Genomic DNA, 3714 nt, shown 5'->3' with positions numbered 1-3714 from the left:
ATCTCGGGGAGGGGCTGGGGATCGATACGTCCTTGCGGGAGCGCTTGCGGGAACGGCTCACGGCCTGAGCCGCGTCACCGCCGGGGCTGCGCCGCCTCCGGGCCCCGGCGCCTACTGGGGTAGCCCCGGGCGCCTACTGGGGTGCCTCTTGCGCTTGGCGCGCGGCCGAAGGTAGCTCGTGGCTGGTCGCGCAGTTCCCCGCGCCCCTTACGGGGCTGCGCGGCGGAGCCGCACATGGACACTGTCCCGCGCCCCTTTGGGGCGCGGGACACCGCTCAGCGATTCGCCACCGCCTGTTTCACCAGCGTGCGGCCGAAGTCCCACATGAGGCCGCCGCCTCCGTGGGCCTCGTCCATGACCTCGGTGAAGGCGGTCACGAAGCGGTCCACCTCGGGTTCGCCGATGGTCAGGGGCGGGATGAGCTTGATGACCTCCAGGTGGTCGCCCGAGACCTGGGTGAGGATGCGGTGCTTCTGGAGCAGCGGTACCACGACCATCTGGGCGAACAGGCCCTTGCGGGCGGCCTGGAGCATGGCCCAGCGGCTGCGCAGGCCCAGGGACTTCGGTTTGCCGAACTCGATGCCGATCATCAGGCCGCGCCCGCGGACGTCGTGCAGCAGCTCGTACTTGTCGACGAGGGCGGCCAGCCGGGAGCGCAGCAGCTCGCCCGTGTGCCGGGCGTTGGCCACGATCCGCTCGTCCTCCATGACGGAGAGGACGGCGAGACCCGCCGCCATGGCCTGGGCGTTGGAGCCGAAGCTCGCGGAGTGCACGAGCACCCGGTCCATGGAGGAATAGACCTTTTTGAAGATCCAGTCCTTGCCGAGGGTCGCGCCGACGGGCACGTAACCGCCGGACAGCGCCTTGGCCACGCACACCAGGTCCGGCTCGACGCCGGGCTCGTGCTGGAACGCGTAGAAGTCGCCGGTGCGGCCGATGCCGGTCTGCACCTCGTCGGCGATGAGCAGGGCCTTGTGACGGTGCAACAGCTCCTGCGCCCGGCGCAGGAAGCCGGGCGGGGCCTCGTGGACGCCCTTGCCCTGGATGGGCTCGACCACGAACGCCGCCACGTCCCCGCGGCGCAGCTCGCGTTCCAGGGCGTCGAGGTCGCCGAGCGGGATCGCGGTGTCGGGCAACAGCGGGGCGAAGCCGTCGCGGAAACCGTCCTCGCCGTTGACCGACAGCGATCCGGTCGTCAGGCCGTGGAAGGCGTGGGCGCAGTAGAGGACGCGTGGCTTGCCGGTCGCGTAGCGGGCGAACTTCAGTGCCGTCTCCACGGCCTCGGTGCCGCTGTTGCCGAAGAACACCCGGTCCAGATAGGGGGTGTACGACAGCAGTTTCTCGGCGAGGAGGCCCGGCAGCGGCTGGCAGTCGAAGCGGGTGAGGTCGGCGAGGGAGGCGTCGAGGACGTCGTGCAGGGCCTTGCGCACCACGGGGTGGTGGCGGCCGAGGCCCATCACCCCGAAGCCCGCGAGCATGTCGAGGTAGTCCTGCCCGTCGGCGTCCCAGAAGTACGCCCCTTCGGCCCGCTCGTAGACCTTGTCGAAGCCGATGGTGTGGAGCATGCGGGGCAGCTGGTGGTTGAGGTGGCGGGAGTGCAGCTCGTAGCGCTCGCCGCCGCGCTCGGCGAGGAGCCGGGCGAGGTCGAAGCCTTTGGCGGCGGCGTCGGCGGCGGTGCCGGTGTCGGTGCCGTCGGATGTCATGCGTCGTTCTCCTTACAGGCCTTACGGGCCGCTTCCGCTTCACCTGCCCGGGTGCGGGCCAGGGCGGCGCTGATGCGGCCGGCGATCTCGGCGGGGGTGAGCCCCAGGTCCGCCAGCACCTCGCTGCGCTTGGCGTGCGCGAGGAACTGCTCGGGGATGCCGAACGTACGGATCGGCACGTCGACCTCGGCGTCGCGCAGGGCCTGCGCGACGGCCCAGCCGACGCCGCCGGTGCGGCTGTTGTCCTCGACGACGGCGACGATCCGGTGCCGTGCGGCGAGAGCGGGCAGCGCTTCGTCCACGGGCTTGACCCAGCGCGGGTCGACGACGGTGCAGGGGGTGCCGCGCGCGGTGAGCAGTTCGGCGGCCTGGAGGCAGACCCGGGTCATGGCGCCGACCGCGACGAGGAGCACCTCCGCGTCACCGGTCTCGTCCGGGCGGGCGAGCACGTCCATGCCGCCGATCCGGTCGAGCGCGGGTACGGGCTCGCCCACCGTCTCCTTGGGGAAGCGGATGACGGTCGGCGCGTCCTCCACGTCCACGGCCTCGCGCAGCTGGGCGCGGAGCTGGTCGGCGTCGCGCGGGGCGGCGATCCGCAGGCCGGGCACGACCTGGAGGATCGACATGTCCCACATGCCGTTGTGCGAGGGGCCGTCGGTGCCCGTCACCCCGGCCCGGTCCAGGACGAACGTCACGCCGCACTTGTGCAGCGCCACGTCCATCAGCACCTGGTCGAACGCACGGTTGAGGAACGTCGCGTACACCGCGAACACCGGGTGCAGCCCGCCCGTCGCCAGACCGGCCGCGGATGTCGCCGCGTGCTGCTCGGCGATCCCGACGTCCCAGACGCGGTCCGGGTAGGCGTCGGCGAACCGGGTGAGGCCCACGGGGTGCAGCATGGCCGCGGTGATCGCGACCACGTCCGGCCGTTCCGCGCCGATGCGCACCATCTCGTCGCCGAAGACGGAGGTCCAGGACTGGCCGCCGGCCGGGGCCAGGGGCTCGCTGGTGAGCGGGTTGATCACCCCCACGGTGTGGAAGCGGTCCGCCTCGTCCTCCAGGGCGGGCTGGTAGCCGCGGCCCTTCTCGGTCCTGACGTGGACGAGGACGGGCCCGTGGAAGCGCTTGGCCCGGCGCAGCGCCGACTCGACGGCGCCGACGTCGTGCCCGTCTATCGGCCCGAGGTACTTCAGGCCCAGGTCCTCGAACATGCCCTGCGGCGCGAAGGCGTCCTTGAAGCCCTTCTTCGCGCCGTGCAGCGATTCGTAGAGCGGCCTGCCGAGCACCGGGAGGCCCTGGACGGCGCCCTTGCCCCAGGAGAGGAAGCGCTCGTAGCCGTCGGTGGTGCGCAGGGTGGCGAGGTGGTCGGCGATGCCGCCGATGGTGGGCGCGTAGCTGCGCTCGTTGTCGTTGACGACGATGATCAGCGGCCGGTCCTTGGCGGCGGCTATGTTGTTGAGCGCCTCCCACGCCATGCCCCCGGTGAGGGCGCCGTCCCCGATGACGGCGACGACGTGCCGGTTCCAGCGCCCGAGCACCTGGTTGGCCTTGGCGAGGCCGTCGGCCCAGCCGAGCACGGTGGAGGCGTGGCTGTTCTCGATGACGTCGTGCTCGGACTCCTCGCGGGACGGGTAGCCGGACAGGCCGCCCTTGCCGCGCAGCTTGGAGAAGTCCTGGCGGCCGGTGAGCAGCTTGTGGACGTACGACTGGTGGCCGGTGTCCCACAGGATGCGGTCGGACGGTGAGTCGAAGGCACGGTGCAGGGCGATGGAGAGTTCCACCACTCCGAGATTGGGGCCCAGGTGGCCGCCGGTCCTGGCCACGGCGTGCACCAGGAAGTGGCGGATCTCCTCGGCGAGTTCGGTCAGCTCCTCGCCGTCCAGCGTCTTCAGGTCGCGCGGACCGCGAATGTTCTCCAGCAACGACATGCGCGCCCCCTCCTTGGGTCTTACGGCCTCGGCCGGGCTGCCGTCCCGGCCCCTTCTCGCTGTTCCCCCGCGTTCCCCCGCGT

General features: G+C 71.6%; 2 protein-coding genes. Both read right to left on the bottom strand.

What is annotated here, in order from left to right:
- Positions 1-275 precede the first annotated feature (275 nt).
- Positions 276-1703, bottom strand: a complete 1428-nt coding sequence (locus K6I34_RS33510; RefSeq protein ID WP_229331810.1) for an aspartate aminotransferase family protein — start codon at positions 1701-1703, stop codon at positions 276-278.
- Positions 1700-3631, bottom strand: a complete 1932-nt coding sequence (dxs, locus tag K6I34_RS33505; RefSeq protein ID WP_229331809.1) for a 1-deoxy-D-xylulose-5-phosphate synthase — start codon at positions 3629-3631, stop codon at positions 1700-1702. The genes K6I34_RS33510 and dxs overlap by 4 nt, the downstream gene beginning before the upstream one ends.
- Positions 3632-3714: the final 83 nt, after the last annotated feature.

The organism is Streptomyces sp. UNOC14_S4 (genome assembly GCF_020740835.1).
Lineage (GTDB): Bacteria > Actinomycetota > Actinomycetes > Streptomycetales > Streptomycetaceae > Streptomyces.
Note: the sequence above shows the minus strand (reverse complement) of the source record. Positions and strands in the feature narration are given on the sequence as shown.